At 53.4% G+C, this 24,429-nt stretch carries 22 protein-coding genes and 1 tRNA gene; 6 read left to right on the top strand and 17 right to left on the bottom strand.

Annotated elements, in window-relative coordinates:
- Nucleotides 1–209: 209 nt before the first annotated feature.
- Entirely contained in the window at nt 210–1,784 is a 1,575-nt protein-coding gene (gene purH, locus EKD02_RS07285) for a bifunctional phosphoribosylaminoimidazolecarboxamide formyltransferase/IMP cyclohydrolase (RefSeq protein ID WP_126384745.1), read from the bottom strand.
- A 105-nt stretch (nt 1,785–1,889) separates the two neighbouring features.
- On the opposite strand from purH, the gene purN reads away from it, so the two are divergent.
- From purN to nfo, 4 genes are all read left to right on the top strand, one after another.
- On the top strand, nt 1,890–2,492 hold the full coding sequence (gene purN, locus EKD02_RS07280) for a phosphoribosylglycinamide formyltransferase (protein ID WP_126384743.1): 603 nt from the start codon (nt 1,890–1,892) through the stop codon (nt 2,490–2,492).
- Nucleotides 2,489–3,160: a 7-carboxy-7-deazaguanine synthase QueE gene (locus tag EKD02_RS07275; protein ID WP_011889731.1), complete on the top strand. Its 672-nt coding sequence runs from the start codon at nt 2,489–2,491 to the stop codon at nt 3,158–3,160. Before purN ends, EKD02_RS07275 begins: the two co-directional genes overlap by 4 nt.
- A 75-nt stretch (nt 3,161–3,235) precedes the next feature.
- The gene (locus tag EKD02_RS07270; protein ID WP_126384741.1) at nt 3,236–4,222 is read left to right on the top strand and encodes a glycosyltransferase family 2 protein; all 987 of its coding nucleotides are present in this window, start codon (nt 3,236–3,238) and stop codon (nt 4,220–4,222) included.
- Nucleotides 4,219–5,058: a deoxyribonuclease IV gene (nfo, locus tag EKD02_RS07265; RefSeq protein WP_126342774.1), complete on the top strand. Its 840-nt coding sequence runs from the start codon at nt 4,219–4,221 to the stop codon at nt 5,056–5,058. Before EKD02_RS07270 ends, nfo begins: the two co-directional genes overlap by 4 nt.
- Nucleotides 5,059–5,072: 14 nt before the next feature.
- Here nfo and EKD02_RS07260 read toward each other — a convergent pair whose 3' ends face one another.
- Nucleotides 5,073–5,957, bottom strand: a complete 885-nt coding sequence (locus tag EKD02_RS07260; RefSeq protein WP_126342771.1) for a cell division protein FtsX — start codon at nt 5,955–5,957, stop codon at nt 5,073–5,075.
- 112 nt (nt 5,958–6,069) lie between these two features.
- Between EKD02_RS07260 and EKD02_RS07255 the strand changes: the two genes are divergently transcribed.
- Nucleotides 6,070–6,142: transfer RNA gene (locus EKD02_RS07255), tRNA-Ala, on the top strand.
- 156 nt (nt 6,143–6,298) lie between these two features.
- Nucleotides 6,299–7,792: an amidophosphoribosyltransferase gene (gene purF, locus EKD02_RS07250; RefSeq protein WP_011889727.1), complete on the top strand. Its 1,494-nt coding sequence runs from the start codon at nt 6,299–6,301 to the stop codon at nt 7,790–7,792.
- Between the two features lie 97 nt (nt 7,793–7,889).
- On the opposite strand, the gene EKD02_RS07245 is transcribed toward purF, so the two are convergent.
- The 15 genes from EKD02_RS07245 to EKD02_RS07175 all read right to left on the bottom strand — a co-directional run bounded on the left by EKD02_RS07245 (nt 7,890) and on the right by EKD02_RS07175 (nt 24,326).
- The gene (locus tag EKD02_RS07245) at nt 7,890–8,327 is read right to left on the bottom strand and encodes a TraR/DksA family transcriptional regulator (RefSeq protein ID WP_126342765.1); all 438 of its coding nucleotides are present in this window, start codon (nt 8,325–8,327) and stop codon (nt 7,890–7,892) included.
- 67 nt (nt 8,328–8,394) lie between these two features.
- A complete protein-coding gene (gene ileS / locus EKD02_RS07240; protein ID WP_126384747.1) occupies nt 8,395–11,646 on the bottom strand; it encodes an isoleucine--tRNA ligase in 3,252 nt (1,083 codons plus the stop codon).
- 169 nt (nt 11,647–11,815) lie between these two features.
- On the bottom strand, nt 11,816–12,043 hold the full coding sequence (locus tag EKD02_RS07235) for a hypothetical protein (RefSeq protein ID WP_126384739.1): 228 nt from the start codon (nt 12,041–12,043) through the stop codon (nt 11,816–11,818).
- A 100-nt stretch (nt 12,044–12,143) separates the two neighbouring features.
- Nucleotides 12,144–13,559, bottom strand: a complete 1,416-nt coding sequence (locus EKD02_RS07230) for a mannose-1-phosphate guanylyltransferase/mannose-6-phosphate isomerase (RefSeq protein ID WP_126342763.1) — start codon at nt 13,557–13,559, stop codon at nt 12,144–12,146.
- Nucleotides 13,556–14,524, bottom strand: a complete 969-nt coding sequence (galE, locus tag EKD02_RS07225; protein WP_126342760.1) for a UDP-glucose 4-epimerase GalE — start codon at nt 14,522–14,524, stop codon at nt 13,556–13,558. The genes EKD02_RS07230 and galE overlap by 4 nt, the downstream gene beginning before the upstream one ends.
- An 18-nt stretch (nt 14,525–14,542) precedes the next feature.
- Nucleotides 14,543–15,595, bottom strand: a complete 1,053-nt coding sequence (gene rfbB / locus EKD02_RS07220) for a dTDP-glucose 4,6-dehydratase (RefSeq protein WP_126384737.1) — start codon at nt 15,593–15,595, stop codon at nt 14,543–14,545.
- Between the two features lie 12 nt (nt 15,596–15,607).
- Entirely contained in the window at nt 15,608–16,468 is an 861-nt protein-coding gene (gene rfbD, locus EKD02_RS07215) for a dTDP-4-dehydrorhamnose reductase (RefSeq protein WP_126342757.1), read from the bottom strand.
- A complete protein-coding gene (gene rfbC / locus EKD02_RS07210; protein ID WP_011889719.1) occupies nt 16,465–17,049 on the bottom strand; it encodes a dTDP-4-dehydrorhamnose 3,5-epimerase in 585 nt (194 codons plus the stop codon). Before rfbC ends, rfbD begins: the two co-directional genes overlap by 4 nt.
- Before the next feature lie 60 nt (nt 17,050–17,109).
- Nucleotides 17,110–17,988, bottom strand: coding sequence for a glucose-1-phosphate thymidylyltransferase RfbA (gene rfbA / locus EKD02_RS07205; RefSeq protein WP_126342754.1), 879 nt, complete (start codon nt 17,986–17,988; stop codon nt 17,110–17,112).
- Between the two features lie 89 nt (nt 17,989–18,077).
- A complete protein-coding gene (locus EKD02_RS07200) occupies nt 18,078–18,524 on the bottom strand; it encodes a HEPN domain-containing protein (protein ID WP_049752462.1) in 447 nt (148 codons plus the stop codon).
- Between the two features lie 17 nt (nt 18,525–18,541).
- Nucleotides 18,542–19,036, bottom strand: a complete 495-nt coding sequence (gene lptE, locus EKD02_RS07195; protein WP_041470032.1) for an LPS assembly lipoprotein LptE — start codon at nt 19,034–19,036, stop codon at nt 18,542–18,544.
- An 18-nt stretch (nt 19,037–19,054) separates the two neighbouring features.
- Nucleotides 19,055–19,879, bottom strand: a complete 825-nt coding sequence (locus EKD02_RS07190; protein ID WP_011889715.1) for an SDR family NAD(P)-dependent oxidoreductase — start codon at nt 19,877–19,879, stop codon at nt 19,055–19,057.
- Nucleotides 19,866–21,176: a RuBisCO large subunit C-terminal-like domain-containing protein gene (locus EKD02_RS07185; protein ID WP_126384735.1), complete on the bottom strand. Its 1,311-nt coding sequence runs from the start codon at nt 21,174–21,176 to the stop codon at nt 19,866–19,868. The genes EKD02_RS07190 and EKD02_RS07185 overlap by 14 nt, the downstream gene beginning before the upstream one ends.
- A 77-nt stretch (nt 21,177–21,253) precedes the next feature.
- A complete protein-coding gene (lsrF, locus tag EKD02_RS07180; RefSeq protein WP_011889713.1) occupies nt 21,254–22,135 on the bottom strand; it encodes a 3-hydroxy-5-phosphonooxypentane-2,4-dione thiolase in 882 nt (293 codons plus the stop codon).
- 73 nt (nt 22,136–22,208) lie between these two features.
- Nucleotides 22,209–24,326, bottom strand: coding sequence for a bifunctional aldolase/short-chain dehydrogenase (locus EKD02_RS07175; protein ID WP_126384733.1), 2,118 nt, complete (start codon nt 24,324–24,326; stop codon nt 22,209–22,211).
- Nucleotides 24,327–24,429: the final 103 nt, after the last annotated feature.

The following is a 24,429-nucleotide window of genomic DNA, read 5'->3' as shown; positions in this document are numbered from 1 at the left end:
CGATAACGATAAGGTACGAGATTCTACAGAAGTGAGCAACCCGCCTCTTTTTTCGTGCTTTACAAAGCACTGGTGGGATTATTATGCAAACGGGAAAACTTTGTGTTTGATGGTTTCAATATAGGATGTCCCCTAGTTTCGGCCCTGATTTTTAATTGATAAAGCCCGCTTTTGCGGGCTTTATCAATTGGGAGGCTATGCGATCAGGATCAGTGCTTGAAGTGGCGCATGCCGGTGAAGACCATGGCGAGGTTGTTGGCATCGGCTGCTTCAATCACTTCATTGTCCCTTATGGAGCCGCCGGGCTGAATGACTGCGGTTACTCCGGCTTCAGCTGCAGCAAGCAGGCCGTCGGCAAAGGGGAAGAAGGCGTCGGAGGCCACAACTGAACCGTGCAGGTCGAGATTGACCTCTGAGGCTTTCCAGCGTGCAATCTTTGATGAGTCAACGCGCGACATCTGTCCGGCGCCTACACCGTAGGTCTGGCGGTTGCGGACATAGAGTATGGTGTTGCTCTTGATGTGCTTGCAGATTTTCCATGCAAACATAAGGTCTCCGAGCTCCTCTTCGGTTGGCTGGCGCTTCGTGACGACCTTGAGCTCATCGCGGGTGGCAATGCGGCTGTCGCGCTCCTGGACAAGCATGCCGAATGGGGTGGATTTGAACTCCCATCCCCCTTTGGGAAGAGCACCGGTCTGAACCAGCAGACGGCGGTCTTTCTTTTTCATGAGCATGTCGAGCACACCCTCTTCATAGGCCGGAGCAATGAGGATTTCAGTGAAGATTGCGTTGACGGCCTTTGCTGTCTCCATGTCGAGAGGGCGGTTGAAGGCAATAATGCCACCAAACGGTGCCTGTGTATCGGTGGAGAATGCCCGTTTCCAGGCTTCAAGAAGGGTTGGCGCCTGGGCAACGCCGCAGGGGTTGGTGTGCTTTATGATGACAACTGACGGATCCTCTCCGCGGAACTCCTCAATCAGTCCTCCGGCAGCGGCAATGTCGAGCATGTTGTTGTAGGAAAGCTCCTTGCCGTGAAGTTTCTCAAAATAGTCGGCAAAGGAACGGGTTCCATCAGCGTCGGTCAAACGGTAGAATCCGGCACTCTGGTGCGGGTTCTCTCCGTAGCGCATGCCAAGTTCTTTGTCAAGCTGAACAGTCATGCTTTCAGCCGCAGCGACCTCCGTTCCGGCGGACTTTGAAAGGTAACCGGCAATCGCACGGTCATAACGGGATGTAAGTTCAAACACCTTCAGGGCAAGACGGAGGCGTGTGGAGCGAAGAGTTGCACCGCCGCCGGCACGCATTTCAGCAAGGACACCGGCATAATCGGCACTGTCGGTCAGCACCGTCACCGACTCGTTGTTTTTTGCTGCACTCCGAAGCATGGAGGGGCCGCCGATATCAATATTTTCTATGGCATCTTCAAACGAAACATCCGGTTTTGCCACCGTTGCTTCAAAAGGATAGAGGTTGACGACAACCATATCAATAAAGCTGATGCCGTTTTCAATCGCCTGGGCAGAATGGTCCGGATTGTTTCTGACCGCCAGAAGGCCACCGTGGATTTTAGGGTGGAGGGTTTTCACCCGACCGTCCATGATTTCAGGAAACCCGGTGATGGTGGAAATGGAGGCGGATTTGAGGCCCGCATCCTGAAGAGTTTTGAGAGTACCGCCGGTTGAAAAGATTTCAACACCCAGAGAGACCAGCTCCCTGCAGAAATCGACAATACCGGTTTTATCAGAAACCGACACCAGTGCTCTTTTGATAAGCGGATCAGACATTTGAGGAATGGTTATCTTATGGTATAATGGCAAAGGAGACCAGAGCCCACGGCAAAGATTGCCGACAGGGCTTTCAGAAGCGGAAATGTAAGAAATATTCCCAATATGAGTAACCATAAAAGACGCCTGGCCGTTTTCTGCTCTGGAGGCGGAAGCAATTTCCGGGCCCTTTTCCATGCAATTGAAGAGCGCTCTCTGCCGGCTGAAATCGTCCTCTGCATCTCCAACCGCTCCGCATGCGGAGCAATGGAGTTTGCGAGGGAAAAGGGAATTGAGACCGTCCATCTCTCGGAAAAACAGTTCAATGAACCCGGCGACTTTTCGGGTGCCATGCTGGACACGCTTGAAGAGCACCACATTGAGTTCATACTGCTTGCAGGCTATATGCGCAAAATTCCTGCAGAGATGGTCAAACGATACAGCGGGAAAATTCTCAACATTCATCCGGCTCTTCTACCGAAATTTGGCGGAGAGGGAATGTACGGAACCCATGTGCACGAAGCTGTTATTGCTGCAGGAGAAAGCCGGAGCGGAGCCACCGTCCATTTTGTTGACGAGGAGTACGACCGCGGAGCTATTCTGCTGCAGCGCAGCGTTCCGGTAGAAACAGACGACACGCCCCAGTCACTCGCTGCAAGGGTGCTTGAATGCGAACACAGGCTCTACCCGGACGCCCTTGAAAAACTTCTTGCCCTGCCCTGCCCATGAATGAAGCTCTCCTCAAGATCAGTGAGATTTTCCGTTCCATCCAGGGAGAATCGTCGTATGCCGGATGGCCATGCGCATTCATCCGCCTTGCCGGTTGCAGCCACAACTGCAGGTACTGTGATTCACTCTATGCAAGAAACACTGAAGAGAGGCTCACAACCCGAGAAGTGGTCTCCCGGGCACTGGCACTGAAAACAGAAATCATTGAAATCACCGGAGGCGAACCTCTGGAACAGCCGGGGGTTCATCAGCTGATGACCGAACTCTGCAACACAGGCAGAAAGGTTCTTCTGGAAACTGGAGGCTTCATCCCTGTGGCGGGGATTGACCCCCGGGTCCACAAAATCATTGACCTGAAGCCCCCCTCATCCGGGGAGTCGGGAAAAAACTGCATGGAGAACATTACCCTTGCCTTCAAAGCGGGAAAAGAGCTGCAGAAATCATTCGAGTTCAAGATGGTGGTGGCCGACCGCAACGACTATCTCTGGTCGAGAGACCTCCTCCGCATGCATCCTCTTCAGAAATCCTGCACTGTCCTTATGGGAGTGGTTGCCGGTGAGCTTGCGCCGGCACAACTGGCAGACTGGATTCTTGAAGACGGTCTCAGAGTGCGTATGCAGCTCCAGCTTCACAAGCTGTTGTGGCCCGAGCGCACGCGGGGAGCTTGACAGCGGGAACAAGGGTGGCGTTGACTTTTACGATGCGCCTGCGTACTTTTCATTTTTCACATTCAATGCGTCAACTTGATTACCCTCTCCATCATTGTCCCGCTCTTCAACGAACGGGAGTCCATTGCCGAACTCATCAATGAGCTCTCAGTGGCCCTCGGAGACAGGGAGCTCCAGGAGCTTTTCAGCCATCCGTTCAGCCATGAAATCGTCATGATTGATGACGGCTCAACCGATGGATCGGCCGAAGTGATCAAAAGCCTGACATCCTCCACGCCGGGGCTGAAGCTCATATCATTCCAGAAAAACTTCGGCAAAACAGCCGCCCTTTCAGCCGGTTTCAGGGTAGCCGGAGGAGAATTTGTCTGCACAATTGACGCCGATCTGCAGGACGACCCTGCATCCATAAAGCCGCTGCTTCAGAAACTCCTTGAAGGAAACGATCTGGTCAGCGGATGGAAACGCCACCGGCGTGATCCCCTCACAAAAACCATTCCATCAAAGTTCTTCAACACCGTCACCAGACTTTTCACCGGTCTAAGAATCCACGATATCAACTGCGGCCTGAAAGTCTACCGCTCCTCTCTCTCACAGAGTCTGGAACTTCATGGCGACATGCACCGCTACATCCCCGTTCTTGCTGCATGGAACGGGTTCAGAGTCAGCGAAGTTGCCGTAAGCCACCGGCCGAGAAAATTCGGCACAACCAAATATGGAGCCGGCCGGTTTCTTTCCGGACTGTTCGACTTTCTTGCCGTCCTCTTCATTACCCGGTATTTCCGCCGCCCCATACATTTTTTCGGCATGGCCGGCCTCATCAGTTTTCTTGCCGGATTCGGCATCAGCCTCTATGTCACCCTTGACAAAATCTTCAACAACCACTTCATCAGCAACCGCCCCATTCTCTTTTTAGGCATACTGCTGCTGATTCTTGGAGTCCAGCTCTTCTCAACGGGGCTGCTGGGCGAAATGCTCTCGATTTCAGCACCCCCGGAGAGCAGATTCGCCATTAAGGAAACACAAAATCTCACCAATCTACAGGAACAGAACATCAGCTCATGAAACGAGTCGGCGCCCATGTCAGTATAGCCGGAGGTGTTGAAAACGCCCCCCTTAATGCCACAGCCATCGGAGCAAAGGCATTCGCACTTTTCACCAGGAACCAGCGGCAATGGCACTCGCCACCGCTGCAGAAAGCCTCTGTTGACGCCTTCCGGCGACACTGCGAAGCTGGCGGTTTCGATGCCCGCCACATCCTCCCCCACGACAGCTACCTCATCAACCTCGGCAATCCCGATCCCGACAAGCTGGAGCGCTCCAGAAATGCATTCATTGAGGAGATGGAGCGGGCAGAAACACTTGGACTGGTTCTTCTGAACTTCCATCCAGGAAGCCACCTGAACGCCATAGGAGAGGAGGAATGTCTCGGTCTTATTGCCGACTCGATCAACCTCGCCATCAAAGCAACCGACAGGGTAACGGCCGTCATTGAAAACACCGCAGGACAGGGCACCAACCTCGGCAGCCGGTTTGAGCATCTCCGGGCAATCATTGATCGCATTGAAGACCGCTCACGAATCGGCGTCTGCCTCGACACATGCCACCTGTTTGCCTCAGGATACGATCTTGGCACAGCGGAGGCGGCCGAAAGAACCTTTGAAGAGTTTGACCGGACGGTCGGCATGCAGTACCTGAAAGGCATGCACCTGAATGATGCCCTCCGACCGCTTGGCAGCCGGCTTGACAGGCACGCCTGCATAGGGAAAGGAATGATCGGACTTGAGTGCTTCGGCTACATCATGCAAAGCCCCCTGTTCGAGGAAATCCCGCTCATTCTTGAAACCCCGGATTCCGAAGGGTGGAAAGAGGAAATAGAGCTGCTCTACAGCCTTGGATGAAGGCTGAACTGAACCTATCCTTTTTTGACCACAAGGCGAAGCGAGCGGCCTACTGAAGCCGCACTGCCCATAAAACCAAGACAGAGGCCAAGGAGTACGACTGAGGGATAGATGAGAAGAGCCGAAGAACGGAGCACCATATACAGAGCCGGTTCGTAACGGGCGATACCAAGCTCGAAGAGCAATGCCAGAGCACCGGCTGCCAGAAGTCCCGACAGAAGCCCCTGCAATGCCCCTTCAATGATGTAGGGAGCTGCAATGATAGAGCCTGAAGCGCCGACAAGCCTCATGGTCCTGATTTTCTCCTGCCGGGCATGCATTGCCAGACGAATCGTATAGCCGATCATCACCACCGTGGCTACAGAAATAAGGATGCCCAGAGCGCCTGTCACAAAGGTAAAGAGCCTGGCGTTCTCCTCAATCTGCCCCAGAAATGCCTTATTGTAGCGGATATCGGAACCCGGAGCAACCTCCCTGATTGCCGGAACCATGATGGCAAGACTGTCAGCAGATGCATAGCCGGGCTGAACGGATATCCTGGCCGACCGTGGCAGTGGATTGGAGCCAAGAATGGCGACAACATCCTCACCGAACTCACCCGAAAAAATTCTGGCGGCCTCCTCCCTGCTCACAAAAGAGACCTCTTCTACACCCGCCAGCCCCTTCATCTTTTCCGTTGCGCTTCCGGCAGCATCATTGTTCATGGAGTCACTGAAAAAAACCTCAAGTTCAACCCTCCCGCGAAGTTCCTGGATCACATCATAAAAACTGAGGGAAACCGTACCGAACAGGCCAAGAAGGACAAGAGAAAAAAAGCTGATGGCCACAGTGATGGCAGCGGGCAGTTTCGCTCTTCCGATGCTGGAAAACCCCTCTTTGAGGACAAACGAGAGTGACATGAGAGGACGGGATAATGGATTGGCTTTTGAACAAAGATCAATTGTAGTAAAAGAATCAACAAAACAAGTTGCAAAAACAAGTTTTTTTTCTTTTAATTAAAGCTTGAAATAAGGGGCTATAGCTCAGTTGGTAGAGCATTTGCATGGCATGCAAAGGGTCAGGAGTTCGAGTCTCCTTAGCTCCACACAGAAAAAAGCACGGAATCGTTCCGTGCTTTTTTCATTTCCCCCCATCATTTCACAAACTGAATCAATATTTTCGGTTTTTTGGTTTGAAGTTGTGGCTTCAATTGCGATTTTAAGAAGCAACGGAGTTTACATAACCTTAACATCCCCGGCTTATGTGTGGAGTTTTCGGAATTTTCAACTCAAAAACTCCTGCGGAAGACACATTCTATGGGCTTTACTCCCTTCAGCACAGGGGGCAGGAGGCCGCAGGAATTGTGGTTGCCGACTACAGCAAGACCCGCAAGAAAACCCTATTCAGGCAGCACAAGGGAATGGGCCTGGTATCAGAAGTTTTCAGAGATGAAACGGTGTTTGACGACCTTGGAGGCTATGCTGCCATCGGCCACAACCGATACTCCACCACCGGCTCTTCCACTGCCACCAGCAACATCCAGCCATTTTCACTCACCTACCGGTCAGGCAGCCTGGCCATAGCCCATAACGGCAACCTCACCAACTCCCGCAAGCTTCGCCGTGAACTGACAGAACTCGGGGTCATCTTTCAGGCCTCCTCAGACACGGAAATCATACCGCATCTTGCTGCCAGAAGCCGTGAAAAAGAGCCTCTGCAGCAAATTTACGACGCACTCAAACAGGTGGAAGGGGCTTACTCAATGGTTCTGCTGGCCAACAACCAGATGATTGCCGCCCGCGATCCTCATGGGTTCAGGCCGCTTGCGCTCGGGAAAAAGACCGATCCCATCACAGGAGAGCTTGCCTATGTGGTGGCAAGCGAAACCTGTGCGTTCGACATTATCCAGGCGGAGTACATCCGCGACATTGAACCGGGTGAAATTCTTCTCATCGATCACCTTGCAGTTGCCAATGAAAAGCCGACATCGCTCTTCCTCCCTACCAGTGAGCGGAAAGCCAGATGCATTTTTGAATATGTCTATTTTGCACGGCCCGACAGCTTTATTTTCAGCAACTCGGTTGACAAGGTTCGCCGCAACCTCGGGAAAAACCTTGCCCGAGAATCAGCAATCACTCCCATACCGGGAGAAAAAGAGCTGACCGTTGTCAGCGTTCCCGACTCTTCAAATACAGCCGCACTCGGTTTTGTGCGGGAAAGCAACCGGATGAACCGTCCCGCCCGTTTTGAACACGGGCTGATACGAAACCATTATGTCGGAAGAACCTTCATACAGCCAGGCGTCCAAAGCCGCGACATCAAGGTTCGTTCCAAATACAACATTGTACGCGGTGTCCTGCAGGACAGGCCCATCATCCTTATTGACGATTCAATTGTCAGGGGAACAACCGCCAGAATGCTCATCAAACTCATCCATGAAGCCGGGCCGAGCGCAATACACCTTCACATCAGCTCACCCCCCATCACCAACCCATGCTTTTACGGCATGGACTTCCCGACAAAGAGGCAACTTCTCACCCACATGTTCGACTCCCTTGACGGCGATTTTGATGAGATTGAAAAAATCCGGGAATACATAGGGGTTGATTCTCTCAAATACCTCTCAATGGAAGGCCTTCTTGCCAGTGTCCCCTCATTTGAAGGTGAAACATGCAGCTACTGCACAGCATGCTTCAGCGGAGACTACCCTATTGAGGTCAACGAAGCCTCAATCGACAAGGACGAAAACGACTGACTTCCGCAGAAGTCCCGTCACCCCCTTCCCTAAACAGGAAAAGGCGCATCGGATGATGCGCCTTTTCTCGTATGATGCAACCGGGGAAAACCAGCCGCTATTTCTTGTTGCCCTGCTTGAATTCAATACGCACAGCCGTATGTGGCACAGCTTCAAGCCTTTTCTTGGGAATTGGTTTGCCTGACTTGATGCAGATTCCATAGGTGCGGTTTCTGATGCGGTCCAGCGCCTGATTGATATAGCCTATATATTTCTCATCACGGGCAATGAACATGAATCGCTGCTCACGATCCATTGTTTCCGTGCCGTGGTCAGCCATATGCATGGAATAGTTGGAGTTGATGGAATCCTCCACATTTTCATCCGACAGCGAAGAGCGCAGAATATCAAGATCCCGCAGAACCTCTTCACGCCGTTTGAGAAGGAGCTGACGAAAATGCTCAAGCTCCTCATCATTCAGATAGGTCTTGAGAGGCGCCGGCGTTTCAATAATCTCCTGTTCTTTTTTTGTCTCACTGCTGCTTTTTCTGGCCATAATACTCAGTATTTTCTGATTCTAACAGTACACCGAAAAAAATGAGAACTTTAAAATACCATTTTGATCAGGATTTTTCAAGTCTCAATCGGCAGGGCTCACCGTTCACCATCTCGCCCTTCTCCGGGGCAACCGCCTCTGGAGCAATTGCCGAAAGCCGAAGTTCAGTAGCAAGCGTCTCATCTTTAATATACACATCATTTTTCTTGACTGCGTCGAGAAGTTTGTCACTTCCCTCCACAGAGAGCACTATCCGGTCGGTTATTTCCAGCCCACTCTCTTTACGCAGGGTCTGTATCCTGCTGACAAGCTCTCTGGAAAGGCCAAGCATGGCAAGCTCTTCAGTCATTTCAGTGTCCAGGGCTACCATGATTCCATGGGCCTCGTCAGAGGCGACAAGCCACCCCTCGATATCCTCATGCAGAATTTCAACATCTCCCCGCTGAATCTCAAACTGCTTTCCGTCGCACTCCAGGGAAATGACACCCTCTTTTTCAAGCAGCGCTATCTGTTTGTGGCTCATGCTCCGCACCCTTTCACCAAGAGCCTTCATGTCTTTGCCGAATCGTGGTCCGAGGGTCTTGAAATTGGGCTTCACTTTTTTGCTGATCACCGACCCTTCATCCTCGATGTACTCGATCTTCCGGACATTGACCTCCTCCATGATGATGTCGGCCACAAGCCTGTACTGCTCGCGCTCTTCTCCATTGTCTACAGAGAGAAGAATCCGCTGCAGCGGCTGGCGTACTTTGATGGATGCCCGTTCACGCATGGTGCGTACCAGCGAGGTGATGATCTGTGCTTTTTTCATGCGCTCTTCCAGCGGGCGGTCAACCGCTTCGGCATCAGCCAGCGGAAAATCGGCAAGATGGACCGACTCTCTCGACCCCTCCCGCCTCCGGGCGTTCAGGTTCAGGTAGAGCCGCTCAGCAAGGAATGGAGTGAACGGGGCAAGGAGCTTTGCCAGCGTCTCCAGACAGCTGAACAGTGACTGATAGGCAGCAAGCTTATCGGCACCCATATCGCTCTTCCAGAACCGTTTGCGTGAACGGCGGATATACCAGTTTGAAAGATCGTCGACAATAAAATCGTTGATGAGGCGGGCCGCACCGGTCAGATCATACCGTTCCATAGACAGATGCACAGAACCCACAAGCGTATTCAGGCTGGAAAGCACCCAGCGGTCGAGCCCGCTGCGCTCCCCAAGCTCCACTGCCGGTTCCAGGCCGGTAAAGCCGTCAACATTGGCATAGAGCACAAAAAAGTTGTAGCTGTTGATATAGGCCCTGAAAAACTTCCGCTGCTCCTCTTCAATCTCATCAGTATTGAACGACTTCGGGCGCCAGGGAGGGCTTGCAACCATGAGGTACCAGCGGATGGCGTCTGCACCATAGCGATCCATGGTCTCAAAGGGATCAACAACATTGCCCTTTGACTTCGACATCTTCTGGCCGTTTTTGTCGAGAATATGTCCGTTGACAACAAGATTTCTGTAAGCGACCGTGTCAAACAACAGCGAAGCCACCGCATGAAGGGTATAGAACCATCCACGGGTCTGGTCAACCCCCTCGGCAATGAAATCGGCAGGGAAAGTGCGGTGGAACAGCTCCTTGTTTTCAAAAGGGTAATGGAGCTGGGCAAACGGCATGGAACCGCTATCGAACCAGACATCGATCAGCTCGGGCGTGCGCCTGAAACGGACTCCGTCACGGATGAAGTAGATGCGGTCAACAAAGGGCTTGTGCAGATCAAGCTCCACAAGGCCCCGGTCAAGCGCCTCACCAAGCACCCACCGCTCAGAGTCAATGTCAATGAACCCTTCCCGCAGCTCGGCAACGGAACCGACCGCAAACACCTTTCCTGATGAAGCATCGTCCCCTATGGCAAAATCTTCAGCCACCCATAGAGGGAGAGGTGAACCCCAGAACCGTTCACGCGACAAAGCCCAGTCCTTGTTCTCCTCAAGCCAGTTGCCGAAACGGCCAGAACCAATTTCCGGAGGGCACCAGTTGATCGTTTTATTGAGCTCAACCATCCTTGGAGCAATATCTGTTGTCCTGATATACCACGACTCACGGGCATAGTAGATGACAGGGACATCATAGCGCCACGAAAAGGGATAGGTATGGGTGATGGTCTCCTTGCGGTAGAGCTTCCCCTCCTCTTTGAGCCTTCTGATGATGAGGGGATCGGTATCCTTGAAAAACATTCCTTCGTACGCGGGCACTTCAGCCGTAAAACAGCCGTTGCGACCGACAGGCTGGAGCATCGGAAGATCGTACTGTTTTGCAAGCTCATAGTCGTCAGCACCAAACGCAGGAGCTATATGGACAATGCCTGTTCCATCGCCCGTCGTCACAAAAGAGCCGGGGGCAACAAACCAGCATTTTTTTGCCGGTTCCGTGTATGGCAGAATCGGCTCGTATTCAAGTCCTTCAAGCGAGCTGCCTTTCATGCGCTCTTCAACTTCCCAGAGGGAGTTCCCCTCTTCATCCTTCTCCACAAGCACCTGCAGACAGGACTCGGCAAGAATAAGCAGTTCACCGGTAAGGGAATTGCGTACCCGGACATAATCAATATCGGCACCCACGCTAAGGGCAACATTGGAAATCAGTGTCCACGGCGTCGTCGTCCACACAAGGAAAGACTCTTCCGACCCCTTCACCCTGAACTTCACATAAACACTCGGATCCTTCACCTCTTTATAGCCAAGCGCCAGCTCATGCGAACTCAGCACCGTCTCGGACTTCGGATCCTGGGGAACAATCTTGTAATCCTTGTAGATGAGCCCTTTGTCGAAAATGGTTTTGAGCGCCCACCAGACCGATTCGATATAATTGTTTTCGCAGGTGATGTAGGGATGATCCATATCAACCCAGTATCCCATGCGCTCGGTCAGCTTGCCCCACCCTTCACGATTGTCGTCAATATGGTGATAGACCAGCGAACGGGCCTCGGTATTGAAGAGTTCCTCTCCATACTCTTCAACCTGGGCCTTGTTTTTCAAGCCGAGTTTCTTCTCGACGGATATTTCTACAGGAAGGCCATGGGTATCCCAGCCTGCCTTGCGCGGCACACGGTAACCCTGCATGGTCCGGTAACGGCACACGGCATCTTTGATGGTACGGCTGAAGACATGATGAACCCCCGGTTTACCATTGACAGTTGGTGGCCCTTCATAAAAGGAAAAAACCCGGTCGGCAGGTTTTTCCTCCAGGCTTTTATGAAAGATTCCGCGCTCATTCCAGTAAGAGAGCACTTCAGCCTCAACCTCACTGTAAGGGACATTTTGTGGATACTCGGCAAATTTATCGGCCATGGTCATGAAAATCGTTCGGGGTCAGTGTACCGGCAGGCGGCAAAAAAAATCAATATAAGAGAATCAGCCGTAAAAACAGTACAGGCAGGACCTTCCCCCCTGCGGAAAAGGCCTGCCTGAAAACATCTGTCTGATGAGCCCTGATAACAGAAGGAAGGAACGAAACGGGTTACTTTTTCTCGCCAAGGGTTGTGGACACTCCATCAAGAATCTGTTGTGCAACAACCGTCATGGCGTCAAGAGCCTGTGCAACAACCTTGCCCATCGGAGCGATTGCGCTGTCCAGAAGAGTGGCGACACCAACAATAATGGTTCCGAGATCACCTTTGACAACATCCGGTCCCGGTTCCTGAACCGGTTCGTTTTCCTGAAAAGGGTTCTTCATTTCTTCAGCCATAGTGCAGTCATGGTTTTGGTTCACGCGCAAAGAGAGTCCTTGGGAGCTGAATTTAGCACTTTCACGGCTCCCCTCAAAGTTTCAGCGTGCAGGCAAGCAACTACCCCCGCCCGTAACGGTCATCAAAACGGATGATGTCATCCTCACCAAGATACTGGCCGGTCTGGACCTCAATAATGTCCAAAGGGCGGTCAGTCGGATTTTCCAGCCTGTGAAGCGCTCCCACAGGGATATAGGTGGACTGGTCTGCAGTCAGGGTTATCTCGCTCTTCTCGACAGTAATCAACGCGGTTCCATGCACAACAACCCAGTGCTCAGCCCGATGCTCATGCTTCTGCAACGAAAGCGCCGCCCCGGGGTTGACCGTTATGCGCTTGACTTTGAAATGCTCACCACTGTCTACAGTTTCATAGCTGCCCCACGGCCTGAACACACGCCTGTGAATGGCGGCTTCGTCCCTCTCGCGACGGTTCAGCTCCTCAACAAGCAGCTTGACATCCTGCACCCTGTCCTGTGAAGCAACCAGAACGGCGTCAGCAGTTTCAACAATGATATGACTCTCAAGACCAATCGCCGCAACCAGCCGGCTGGACGCATGAACATAACTGTTGGTCACATCATGCAGCAGCACATCTCCCCGTTTGACATTGCCCTGCCCGTCACGGGCATGAAAATTCCAGAGAGCCGACCATGCCCCCACATCACTCCATCCCGCATCAAGAGGAACAACAAACGCCCTGTCGGTCTTCTCCATGAGGGCATAATCAATCGAATCGGAGGGAGACGCCCGGAATGATTCAGGATCAAGACGAAGAAAGTCCAGATCTCTGGCAGCTCCTGCAATTGCCTCCCTGCAGGCATGAAGAATGGCGGGAGCGTACCGGACCAGTTCATCAATCAGCGTGCGGACACTGAACAGAAAGATACCACTGTTCCAGAAGTAGCCTCCCGATGCAAGGTAACCCTCCGCTGTCTTTCTGTCAGGTTTCTCAACAAACCGAAGCACGGGAAGTGCCTCACCCCCACTGCTCCCCTCCCGTGAAGCCTTGATATACCCATAACCGGTTTCAGGTGCAGTAGGAACAATACCGAAGGTGACCATTCCCCCCTCACCTGCAACAGGAAGTCCAGCGGCAACTGCCGCTGCAAAAGCCTGGGTATCGGGAATGACATGATCTGCCGGCAGAATCAGCATCACCGCTCCGGGATGCTGCTGCTGAACGAGAAGAGCTGCAACAGCGGCTGCTGGAGCGGTATTGCGGCCCGAAGGCTCCAGAATGATCCCCCCCATCTCCACACCGGTTTCACGAAGCTGCTCTGCAACCAGAAAACGGTGGCTCTCATTGCAGACACAGTAGAGCGGTCCCACATCGGGAAGCTCCTTCAGGCGCAGAGCGGTATCCTGAAGCATGGTATTCTCTCCGCAGAGAGGCAGCAGCTGTTTCGGGTAGAGGGCCCGTGAAAGCGGCCAGAGCCGTGAACCCGAACCGCCGCTCAGTATGACAGGAATGATCATTGGCGCTGGTACATTTTCCATGTTGACGAAATCAGAGTGTCAAGATCGCTGAACGAAGGCTCCCAGCCCAGCAATTCCCGGGCACGGGACGATGAGGCAACAAGCTCGGCAGGATCACCCGCCCGCCGGCCTGTCATCACTGCAGGCACCGGTTTTCCGGTAAGGGCACGGACCCGGTCAACCATCTCCAGTACCGAAACACCCGTTTCGCTGCCCAGATTCACCGAGAGGCTCCGGTCATGCTCACGCATGTACTCGAACGCCTTGACATGGGCAGCAGCCAGATCACTGACATGGACATAATCGCGGATGCAGCTTCCATCCCTCGTTGGATAATCGTCACCGAAAACAGAGAGCTTCTCCCGCATCCCCGATGCCACTTCCATCACGATAGGCAGCAGGTTCTCGGGGTTCATCTCCAGACCTCCGATACGACCGCGGGTATCATACCCGGCGGCATTGAAATAGCGGATCGCCCCATAGCGAAGCCCCCGAAGCCGGTCGAACCAATCAAGCAGCCGCTCAATCTCCAGCTTGGTGAAGCCATAGAAATTCTCCGGCTCCTTCGGATGCTCCTCGTCAATGGGCAGATACTGCGGACTCCCGTACACCGCCGCCGACGATGAAAAAACAAGCGCCCGGATGCCGGCCATTGAGGCCTGATTGAGAATATTGATAGTTCCCTTCAGATTGGCCTCCGCATAGGCTTCCGGCTGCAGCATGGACTGACCCGCCGCCTTCAGGGCCGCCAGATGGACGCACCCGTCAAAACCCCCGGCCATAACATCTCTGAGCTGCCTGGAGTGGAGAATGTCGCCATGAACAAAACGGGCCTCACTGAACAGGTTCTCCCTCAACCCTGTCCGCAGATTGTCAAAAACCGTCACCCCGTAGCCCCGGTCAAGAAACTCGCGCACAACATGGCTGCCGATGTAGCCCGCCCCGCCGATGACAAGAATGTTCATACGAATCCGTTTAGAATTTCATCGTTTCCCGTAATGGGCATCATAATAATCCTGATAGGCTCCTGAAGTCACCTCCTCAAGCCATTCTCCGTTTGAAAGATACCAGTCAACCGTCTCTCTGATACCCTCTTCAAAAGTAATCGAGGGGACCCAGCCCAGCTCGCGCTTCAGCTTTGAAGCGTCAATTGCATAGCGAAGGTCATGTCCAGCACGATCAGTGACAAACGAAATCAGTTTCTCGGAGGAACCCTCATCCCGACCGAGCCGCTCATCCATGATACGGCAGAGCAGACGGACAAGACTGATGTTGCTCCACTCATTATGGCCTCCGATATTGTAGGTTTCGCCAATCGTCCCATGATGGTAAATGGTGTCAATGGCCCGTGCATGGTCTTCAACCCAGAGCCAGTCACGGACATTCTCCCCCTTCCCGTAGAGCGGCAGCGGCTTTCCGAGCTGAATATTGTTGATGAACAGCGGGATGAGCTTTTCAGGGAACTGGAACGGCCCGTAATTGTTCGAGCAATTACTGATGACCACCGGCAGACCGTAGGTGTCGTGATAGGCCCTTACACAATGGTCCGAAGAGGCTTTTGAGGCTGAATAGGGACTGTGCGGATCATAGGGGCTCTCTTCAGTGAAAAGCCCGTCTCCGGCAGGAAGGGAACCATAGACCTCGTCGGTGGACACATGGTAAAACAGACGACCGGAAAAGTCTTTCTCCCAGGAGGCCTTGGCTGCATTGAGCAGATTCACCGTGCCAAGCACATTGGTCTGGACAAACGCTGTCGGATTGGCAATGGAGCGGTCTACATGCGATTCGGCTGCCAGATGAATCACCCCGTCAAAACGGGTTTCGGCAAACAGCTGCATAAGAAACTCCCCGTCGGTAATGTCGCCCCTGACAAAACGGTACCGGTCATCATCCTCAACATCACGAAGATTGGCAAGGTTGCCCGCATAGGTAAGGCTGTCGAGGTTGGTCACCCGGCAGTCGCCATGAGCCCCGAGAAAATGACGGATGACATGTGATCCAATAAAGCCGGCTCCACCGGTAACAAGCAGATGCATGGTTCTTTTCAGTTAGGATTGGTTGCTGAGCATTGCTGCAAGCGAGTCGCGCCAGTAAGGAATCCGGATGCCCCAGTCCCTCTTGATGGCACTCTTGTCAAGCACGCTGTAGGATGGTCTGGGCGCCTCCTGAGGGTAACAGGAACTGTCAACAGGCAGGATGCGGCACTCCAGCCCCGAGAGCTCCATCACGGCACATGCAAAATCATACCATGAAGCGGTTCCCTCATTGCTGTAATGATAGGTCTGGCGATAATGACGGGAAGGGTCGTGGTGACCTGCAATCTCCAGAAGGGCTCCTGCAAGGTCAGCCGCAGAGGTCGGCGTACCGGTCTGGTCGAACACCACCTGCAGCTCGCTCTTTTCAGCCCCGAGACGCAGCATGGTTTTCACAAAATTGGCACCATAAGGGGAGTAGAGCCAGGAGGTACGCACAATGATGTGGGAAGGGTCGATTTCACCAATCAACTGCTCCCCCTGAAGCTTTGAACGGCCATAGACGCTTGAAGGTGAGGGGGAATCGCTTTCACGGTAGGGTGTCGGCCGGTTTCCGTCAAACACATAGTCGGTAGAGACATGAAGCAGGAGTACTCCGGCCTCCCTACAGGCGGAGGCAAGAACACCGGCACCGTTGCGGTTGACACGGAATGCTGATTCAGGATCCCTCTCCGCCCTGTCAACTGCAGTATATGCAGCCGCATTGATGAGCACCGAGGGCTGGCACCTGGCAACAGCCGACATGACAGCCGAACTCTCTGTTATATCAAGCTCCTGCAAGTCATGAAAGAAGAAACGATGCGCAGGAAGCAGGCGGGAAAGCTCCTGAAGCTCACGGCCAAGCTGGCCATTGCTGCCTGTCACAAGAATGTTCATCGGCGGTAGACTGATTCAGCGTTGTACTCACTGTATGGAAAATCTTCGATGCCCGAAAAACCCGGAAGTCCGCCGTCCTTTCCTGAAACACGGATATCCGTCTCCTCAAGCCGCCAGTCAATGCCAAGAGCCGGGTCGTTCCAGAGAAGCCCCCCCTCAGAAGAGGGCTGATAGTAGCTGTCACACTTGTAGGAAAAAACCGCTTCATCAGAGAGAACCACAAACCCATGGGCAAACCCTTTGGGAACCCAGAGCTCGTTTTTACGCTCACCGTCCAGCTCACAGGCAACATACCGGCCATACCAGGGCGATCCCCGCCGGATGTCCACGGCAACATCAAGCACCCTGCCCCGCACAACCCGGACCAGCTTCGACTGGGTATGGGGCGGCCGCTGAAAGTGGAGCCCCCGAAGAACACCGCGGGATGACTTCGACTCATTGTCCTGCACGAAATCAACCCGTCCGATATGCTCTTCAATCAGGTCACGGCGAAAGGATTCAAAAAAATATCCCCGTTCATCGCCCAGAACATCCGGCTCAAACTCCAGGACATCAGGAATGGCGGTACTCGTTACACGCATACTGTGACAAAAACTTACAGTGTTCAGATTCTTTCAGAAAGAGGAGATCGCAACCCGCTTTCAGCGCCTGGAGGGAAGGCGTTTCAGATACTCTCCATACTGACTTTTCAAAAGCGGCACGGCAAGCCGCAGCAGATCCTCATCGCCTATCCAGCCATTGCGCCAGGCAATCTCTTCAGGGCATGCAATCTTGAGTCCCTGGCGTTTCTCAACCGTCTGAATGAAATTGCCGGCCTCCTGAAACGACTCGTGCGTTCCGGTATCAAGCCATGCAAACCCCCTGCCAAGCATGGAGCATTTCAATCGGCCGGCCTCCAGATAGCGTTCGTTCACGCTTGTAATTTCAAGTTCACCCCTCGCTGAAGGGCGAACATTGCGGGCAACCTCAACCACATCATTGGGATAAAAATAAAGCCCCACAACCGCATAGTCGGACTTCGGGTTCTCAGGCTTTTCCACAATGGAGAGCACATTGCCCTCACCATCAATTTCAGCGACACCGTACCGTTCCGGGTCACTGACGGCATAACCGAAAATTGTCGCCTTCCGCTGCTCACGAACCGTCCGGACTGCAAGATCAAGCATAGGAGTGAAAGCGTAGCCGAAAAAGATGTTGTCCCCAAGAATCAGAGCCACATCATCACCTCCGAGGAACTCCTCACCAAGAATGAACGCCTGCGCAAGGCCGTCGGGAGATGGCTGAATCGTGTAGGAGAGAGAGATTCCCCAGTCACTGCCGTCGCCGAGCAGTTTCCGGAATGATGGCTGATCTTCAGGAGTCGTGATGATGAGAATATCCCTGATTCCCGCAAGCATGAGGGTGGTCAGTGGATAGTATATCATCGGTTTGTCGTAGACGGGAAGGAGCTGCTTTGAAATGCCCCTCGTAACAGGATAGAGCCTTGTACCGGAACCTCCGGCCAGAATAATGCCTTTCATGGTGCCTCGATGTTCGTTCCGTCAAAGTACCGACATGGGTGGGGCACCCTTACGGATAGTTTTTATCAATATACAAAAATAATTCAGCTCTACGCTTTTCCGCCAGAAGAAGAGATCACTGCGGCTATGTCAGACGCAATGCGCATGGCCGTCTCTGCTGATGCAAACGCTTCACGCGCGTCCTCCTCTCCAAAAATATCCCAGGGAAGCCGGTAGCCCTCTTCATCACCATATTTCGTCAGCATCTTCTGATGGGAACCATGCCGTTCAAACAGGGGCAGAAGCTGCCCGATCATTCCGGCAACCTCGGCTGAAAGGGTTCCCTCGCCCATCAGCCTCGTCAGATGCTCTCCCGGCCTGTGCGTGGTCGGCGCAACACCAAAAAGCATCAGCACCCCTACCCCCGCATTCTCAACTGCAAGCACCGAGCCTGAAACAGCTGCGCGCCAGCGTCCCCCGGCAAAATCCTGCCTGGCCTCCTCAAGAAATCCCCTCACAAGCTGAAGGCGATAGTCAACATCTTTCATGGAACCCATGAGTCCCTCCGTTAAATTCACCATCCAGATACGATCGCATCAATAATTTCATCGGCGATACGCTCCATACAGACCCGTATGGCCTCCTGCTGGCCAAGATAGTCACCCACGGTGTAATCGGCAAAAGCAACAAACGACTGCGAAAACATCTGTTTTTTCTCCACCCTGTCATCCATGGAAGCCCGCACCCCTATCGTAATCCTGTTGGTGATGGCCCGTTCCGTATCAACCGAAAGCTGGCTTGAACTGTCCGACCAGGTGGTTATGGAGCACTCCAGCAGAGCATCCGCCCGGGCAATGGATGAGGTTATCTGAAGCGGAGTGGCGGCTTCAATTTTATTCGTCACTGCCCTGTTGAGATCATTGCCATACCCTGAACCGCCTGCAAAAACCGGAACTGCAACGGTTTTCACATGTTCAGGAAGAGAGCCTCCGCCCAGGCTGTAACACCCACTGAGCGAGAGGAGCAGCAAAGCCAGAGAGAGCGCCCTTGATACAACGGTTTTCAGCATGAAACGGCCCATGTCCGGTTAATATGTTTGACGGTCTATCCTGTTGAATATTTTACGGAAGGGAAAGGTCAGGAGCAACCTTTTTTTTCTCATTCCGCTGAGCGCTGAAAGATAGATATCCGTTTTTCCGTCGCTCCACCCGGAAGCCATCCGGACGGCAAGTCCAGCCGCCACAGAGGGGGGCTGGGCAAAAATGTCGAGGATTGTATTGAACGAAGCAAGCTGCTTCTGCAATTCCGGGGTGGGGTTTTCCGTACTGACCATGGCGGTGCGGACAAGGCCGGGATGCAGCAGCATCACGGAGAGTGGTGTATGGCGATATTCGGCTGCAACGGCATGCGTAAAACGGGCAATTGCCGCCTTGGTTGTTCCGTAGGCGCTTATCCATGGAGTATTCGAACCGCTGTCTGTCCCCGAACCCGCCATATTGATGAGCTTGCCGTGCGGGTTCTCGCGGAGGAAATAACAGATAGCCGCACGGCTGCCGTTGTATGTCCCCTTGATATTGGTATCAATCACCCTGCCCCATGCGTCCGGATCGCTTTCTGCAAGAGCGCAGAAAGGGTCGGAAATCCCCGCATTGTTGATGAAGCAGTCAACTTTCCCGAAACATTCGGCGCTCTCTGCAACAAGTGCCTGCACTTCTCCCAAAGAGAGAACATCACACACCCGGCCATGCACCGACCCCGGTGGAAAGCCCGCAACTGCATCCGCTACATTTGTGCCGGATGATGAAGTCACCACAACCTTCGCACCCTCGGAAACAAACGCATGGGCAATGGCGTTGCCAATCCCGCGCGACGAACCGGTGATGATGGCTACCTTTCCCTCAAGCCTTCCCATTGCCTCCGTTTCCCGACGGAAGCATAGCCTCAAGTTCAGGCCGTCCAACTGCGTATGCTTCAAGAGAAGTTCCCTGCTCAATGGCCTCCCATGACTGACGGATACTGGCGGCTCCAGCTTTCGGACCAAGAGGATGTCCGAAAATTCCCCGTCCGGGAACAAATCCGAAATCGACCGATCCAACCTTGCGATATACCGTCTCCAGCGTCAAAGCGGAATCACTCCCGCCCGGAACAGGCAGAGAGCGGCGGATATGGCCGAACTCCTGAAGACACTCGGCAATATTCTCCTTCACCTCCTCCTCAGGGGTCATCATCCGGCTCCCGAATCCCGGCATAATGATGGAATCAAGCCCCGCAAGCCGCTGCAGCTTGGTCATCACCCGTGAGTGAATCCCATAGTTCTCCATCCGGCTGAAAGCAGCAATGAAGGGAAAATGGCCGATCAGAGGAACCTGCGTATACTTTGCAAGCATCCTGACGGCACTCAGCCCAACCGGCAGAGCGTTGACCAGAAGCGCATTGGCGCCATTTCTGACGGCAACATCATGCTGCTCCTTCATCCGGTCAACCTCATCGGTAATGTTGGCCAGATACACCTTGGGTTCGCCCGTGGCCTTTTCAGCCCTTTGGCGGGCAATACCCAGCTGGCGCGACCTCTCGGCAAGCGTTGACCACTCAACATCGGCAAGCATTTCGTCATCTTTGGCAATATCCAGCCCACCCATCCAGCTCTCTTCGGCAATGTGGGCGAAATGCTCCGGGCTCAACCCGATATTGGGCTTTACCACACCCAAAAAGATCGGACGGTCATAAGCCTGAAGCAGATCACGGATTCCCTCGATACCGAATTTCGGTCCGTCGAACTCCCGGAGATAGGATTCAGGAAATGAGATGTCAAGAAGCTTGACAATGGGCACACCTGGAGTGAAGAACACCCCCTCACCACAAACCGCAGTCAGGAGATTGGGAAGTTTCGGCCCGAAATTCCGGTGCGGATGGGCAATGGTTACACGGCAGGCATGAATCGTCCCCTTCTCCGAGTGTGTCACCGGATAACTGAGCTGTTCCCGTTCGCCAAGAATATGAAGATCAATCACCTTCGCACCGAATCGCACCCTGAAATCCTCATCATACCCTATCCGGCTCCACTGTGCCGTTGACTGCTCACTGCAGAAATGCGCGAGCGCGGTGTCAATATTTCCCACACACTCCACATAATACTCCAGCGTCAGGTAATCAGCCATCTCAAGCTGCTCTCTGGAGGCAAAAAAACCCTTGACATCCGTTGTGTTCATAAAACAGTATCATCACCCCGAACAGTACCGCAACCGGACTGTTCGGGATTGGCATTAATAAAATTCAGTGCACTTCTTCACCCATCCGCCCTGATGGAACTGAAATACTCATATGCCTCTGAAGGGTTCAGACCCTCATGCACCACCTTATTGACTGCCTTCATCATGGCCAGCGGAGCATCGCTCTGGAAAATGTTGCGGCCCATATCCACACCTGATGCGCCTTCCTGAATAGCCTTCCACGACATGGTGAGAGCCTCCTGTTCCGGCAGTTTCTTGCCGCCCGCCATAACAATCGGGACCGGACATGAAGCCACAATGGTCTCAAAATCTTCGGGCACATAATAGGTCTTCACAATCTGTGCGCCAAGCTCTGCGGAAATCCGGCAGGCAAGACGGAAGTACTTCGCATCGCGGACCATGTCCTTGCCAACGGCGGTAACCGCCATGGTGGGTATGCCGTAACGAAGACCCATATCAATCAGCTTGGTCATATTGTGTATGGAACGGGTCTCAAACTCCCCGCCAATGAAGACCTGGAGGGTAATGGCGGAAACATTCATCCTGATTGCATCTTCAATATCAACGGCAAGTTCCTCGTCGGAAAGTTCTTTGAGAATGCTCGGGCCGCCGCTGCAGCGCATCACGACCGCCTTATTGAGGGAAGGAGGAACCGTTGTACGGAGAATACCGCGGGTCAGCATGATTGCATCTGCATGCGGCATGAGGGGAACAATATTCACATCCGGGCGTTCCAGGCCGGTGGTCGGTCCCTGAAAATAACCATGATCAATTGCGAACATGACCGTTTTGCCAGTATCCGGACGGAAAATCCGTGAAAGGCGGTTTTTCATTCCCCAATCAAGAGAGTGAGCACCCTTCAGAAAGAATCCGTGGGTGTTGACCGGAATGTCGGTATAATAATCCTTGGCCTGTTTGTCCTTGTCATACTCAGCCATGTTGCGCTCCTCCTGTTTCGGGTTGTATTGTCACTATCTCACACACTCTCTCCTGGACACCTGCCATTGATGCTCACCGCAGAGCGGCCGCAATGTTGCCGCCGTCCACCGTCGTAATTGCACCTGTCGTCCTCTTTTCAAGCGCCAGATGCACAAAAGCCTCTGCCACATCTTCAGCGGTCACCTCCAGCTGCAGAAGATTGCCCGCCATATACTCTTTTTCACTCAGGCCACGGGCCTTTGAGCGCGCATCAATCATTTCGGCGGTCAGAAGGCCGCTGCGGATGCGATCAGCATTGATGCCGTTTGCACGGATGCCGTCCCGTCCATGGTCAAGGGCATACTGCCGGACAAGAAACATTGTTGCCGCTTTCGGCAGACCATAGGGTCCGAAATCGGGCCCGGGGTTTACTGCCTGTTTGGAAACATTGAACAGCAACACCCCTCCGGATCCCTGAAGCTTCATGACCCTGACCGCCTCCTGCGCCATAGACTGGTGCGAAAAGAAATTCAGCTCAAAACTTTTACGGAGCACCTCATCGGAAACCTCACCGATACGCCCCTGCAATGCAGCACCCACATTGGAAACAATGATATCCACCCCGCCAAAACGACGGCAGGCCCCCTCAAAGGCTGCACGCACATCACTGCGCCGGGTGACATCGCAGGTCATTGCGAGAACCCCGCCGCCAAGTTCCTCCGCAGCACCATCAAGCGCATCCTGATGGAGATCGAGCAGCACAATTTCAGCCCCTCTCTCCCGGAATGCCCTGGCAGTGGCAAGCCCGATACCGCCGGCACCTCCGCTCACCAGTACAACCTTTCCGGCAAATTCACCATGGCGGACTTTCTGCATCTTCGCCTGCTCCATCTCCCAGTACTCAATGGCAAACGCCTCCCCGTCCGTGATGGACTCAAATGAACCAACAGACTCAGCATCAAGAATGGCGCTTGCACTGGCAGCCGCAATATCAGCATTCACAGCAGCGGAACGGGCCGTCCTGCCGACCCCAAAAAGACCCAGTCCGGGAACCAGAACCACTCGCGGAACAGGGTCGAGCATGGAAACATCTGTGCCGACAGCCGCTTTCCCGGCGGCAAAATAGTCTGCATACTCAGTGGCATAGGCTTCTACAGCCTTATGAACTGAAGCCTTGAATCCTGCAGAATCAGCGGCGTCCGGAGCGGGAACCACCAGCGGCCAATGCTTGGAGCGAACAATGAAATCCGGCGTCATGGCGCCCCTGCGGGAAAGTTCCACAAGGTTGGCGCAGTTGACATAAGTGAGAATTTCGGGTGATGTCCGGAAATCCAGAATGAACTGATCATAGTCCTTCGAACCGGGAGTGCGTTCAAGCACGCAGGCACCCCTGATAATGGGAGCAGCATCCTCCATAGAAAGAAGTTCTGATGGAAGCCGCACAGACTCCATTGTCTTCTCGGGCGCTGCAGCAATACGCGACTCAAGAGCCGTCACCGCATCAATCATACGGTCGTAAGCCTCCCGCGCACTCTCCCCGAAAGTAACAAGCCCATGTTTATGAAGCACCAGCCCGGCAATTGAAGGGTCATGCTGATAGGCTGCTGCTGCTGAATTGGCAAGCTCAAGACCCGGTTTGGCGTATGGCACAGAACCGAAATTCCCGCCCAGGGCACTGCTGCAGAGCTCCTCTCCATCAGGCTGATTGGAAAGGGTAAGCAACGCCATTGAATGAGTATGGAGAATGAACCGATGGGGAAGAAACGCATGAAGAAGTGTCTCAATCGACGGGCTCAGAGCCTGGCTCACCATGTGATCGGTAAGATCAAAGAGATTCAGATAGAGAAAGTTCTTGAACTCCCGGGTGGAAAACCGCCGCACATCCTCAATACTGCGCCGTTCTTCAGTTGCGTAGAGATGCTGAAGTCTCTGCATGGGGTCAATTCGTACGGGGGTGAAATCGTGTGAATCGACGCCGGCAAGGTCAACTCCGCTCGCCTTGATGAAAATCACATTCACCCTGTTGCCGATAATATCACCAAGCTCGCACTTCACTGAAGTGTTGCCGCCACCATGCATTACAAGGGAATGCTCACGACCAAGAAGTCTCGATGCATACACCACTTCCAGAAGCTCACGGGGAGTCTTCCCGTCTGTTTGCTGTCCTGCAAGTGCTGCTTCAAAATCCCTCTCATTCCATAAATTCCGCATTGTGCAATGTCATTATGACGCTCTTCTTTCAAGCGCTACTTTAAAGAATCCGACCGTGCCCTAGTGAACGACGACAGCAAAAAGAGTTACAGCTTTCAATATA

Origin of the sequence: Chlorobium phaeovibrioides, assembly GCF_003968655.1 — a bacterium.
GTDB classification, from domain to species: Bacteria; Bacteroidota; Chlorobiia; order Chlorobiales; family Chlorobiaceae; genus Chlorobium; species Chlorobium phaeovibrioides.
The sequence above is the reverse complement of the archived record's forward strand: the minus strand, read 5'-3'. Positions and strand labels throughout refer to the sequence as shown.

Bases quoted from the DNA above. Each gene is read 5' to 3' on its own strand.
- EKD02_RS07260 (WP_126342771.1), bottom strand. From the start codon at position 5,957: ATGTCACTCTCGTTTGTCCTCAAAGAGGGGTTTTCCAGCATCGGAAGA.
- EKD02_RS07200 (WP_049752462.1), bottom strand. From the start codon at position 18,524: ATGGGTTCCATGAAAGATGTTGACTATCGCCTTCAGCTTGTGAGGGGA.
- rfbA (WP_126342754.1), bottom strand. From the start codon at position 17,988: ATGAAAGGCATTATTCTGGCCGGAGGTTCCGGTACAAGGCTCTATCCT.
- EKD02_RS07230 (WP_126342763.1), bottom strand. From the start codon at position 13,559: ATGATCATTCCTGTCATACTGAGCGGCGGTTCGGGTTCACGGCTCTGG.
- EKD02_RS07245 (WP_126342765.1), bottom strand. From the start codon at position 8,327: ATGGCCAGAAAAAGCAGCAGTGAGACAAAAAAAGAACAGGAGATTATT.
- purN (WP_126384743.1), top strand. From the start codon at position 1,890: ATGAGTAACCATAAAAGACGCCTGGCCGTTTTCTGCTCTGGAGGCGGA.
- rfbC (WP_011889719.1), bottom strand. From the start codon at position 17,049: ATGCGTGTAACGAGTACCGCCATTCCTGATGTCCTGGAGTTTGAGCCG.
- purH (WP_126384745.1), bottom strand. From the start codon at position 1,784: ATGTCTGATCCGCTTATCAAAAGAGCACTGGTGTCGGTTTCTGATAAA.
- EKD02_RS07185 (WP_126384735.1), bottom strand. From the start codon at position 21,176: ATGAACACAACGGATGTCAAGGGTTTTTTTGCCTCCAGAGAGCAGCTT.
- ileS (WP_126384747.1), bottom strand. From the start codon at position 11,646: ATGGCCGATAAATTTGCCGAGTATCCACAAAATGTCCCTTACAGTGAG.
- EKD02_RS07275 (WP_011889731.1), top strand. From the start codon at position 2,489: ATGAATGAAGCTCTCCTCAAGATCAGTGAGATTTTCCGTTCCATCCAG.
- rfbB (WP_126384737.1), bottom strand. From the start codon at position 15,595: ATGCATCTGCTTGTTACCGGTGGAGCCGGCTTTATTGGATCACATGTC.
- EKD02_RS07190 (WP_011889715.1), bottom strand. From the start codon at position 19,879: ATGGGAAGGCTTGAGGGAAAGGTAGCCATCATCACCGGTTCGTCGCGC.
- lsrF (WP_011889713.1), bottom strand. From the start codon at position 22,135: ATGGCTGAGTATGACAAGGACAAACAGGCCAAGGATTATTATACCGAC.
- lptE (WP_041470032.1), bottom strand. From the start codon at position 19,036: ATGCTGAAAACCGTTGTATCAAGGGCGCTCTCTCTGGCTTTGCTGCTC.
- EKD02_RS07235 (WP_126384739.1), bottom strand. From the start codon at position 12,043: ATGGCTGAAGAAATGAAGAACCCTTTTCAGGAAAACGAACCGGTTCAG.
- EKD02_RS07175 (WP_126384733.1), bottom strand. From the start codon at position 24,326: ATGCGGAATTTATGGAATGAGAGGGATTTTGAAGCAGCACTTGCAGGA.
- purF (WP_011889727.1), top strand. From the start codon at position 6,299: ATGTGTGGAGTTTTCGGAATTTTCAACTCAAAAACTCCTGCGGAAGAC.
- galE (WP_126342760.1), bottom strand. From the start codon at position 14,524: ATGAACATTCTTGTCATCGGCGGGGCGGGCTACATCGGCAGCCATGTT.
- nfo (WP_126342774.1), top strand. From the start codon at position 4,219: ATGAAACGAGTCGGCGCCCATGTCAGTATAGCCGGAGGTGTTGAAAAC.
- rfbD (WP_126342757.1), bottom strand. From the start codon at position 16,468: ATGAACATTCTTGTGACAGGCAGCAATGGCCAGCTTGGCCGTGAGCTT.